Genomic DNA, 523 nt, shown 5'->3' with positions numbered 1-523 from the left:
CCACTGCTGCCTCCCGTAGGAGTCTGGGCCGTGTCTCAGTCCCAGTGTGGCTGATCATCCTCTAAAACCAGCTACTGATCGTAGGCTTGGTAGGCCGTTACCCCACCAACTACCTAATCAGACGCGGGCCGATCCTTCTCCGATAAATCTTTCCCCCAAAGGGCGTATACGGTATTAAACCCAGTTTCCCGGGACTATTCCGTAGAGAAGGGCACGTTCCCACGCGTTACTCACCCGTCCGCCGCTAGGACCGAAGTCCTCGCTCGACTTGCATGTGTTAGGCCTGCCGCCAGCGTTCGTTCTGAGCCAGGATCAAACTCTCAAGTTGAAACGCGCCAAAAACGCGTCCTTGACAGTCGAACCTCTGCACATCTTCGGCACATGCCCGCCCGGCCGGGCAGACACACACCGAAAGTCATCTGTCTGCAGATCGTCCCAAAAGGAAAGATCCGACAAACAGTGAAGCTGACACCTTCGTCATCGGGACCCCGTAAGACCCCTGGAAGGCCGACATGCAAACAGT

1 rRNA gene is annotated in these 523 nt (G+C 56.4%); it reads right to left on the bottom strand.

Annotated features, from left to right (window positions below):
* Positions 1–328, bottom strand: a 16S ribosomal RNA gene (locus tag AB6A66_RS17490); the annotation flags it as partial.
* Between the last annotated feature and the right edge of the window lie 195 nt (positions 329–523).

Origin of the sequence: Rhodosalinus sp. K401 (assembly GCF_041365735.1) — a bacterium.
Classification (GTDB): domain Bacteria; phylum Pseudomonadota; class Alphaproteobacteria; order Rhodobacterales; family Rhodobacteraceae; genus Rhodosalinus.
Note: the sequence above shows the minus strand (reverse complement) of the source record. Positions and strands in the feature narration are given on the sequence as shown.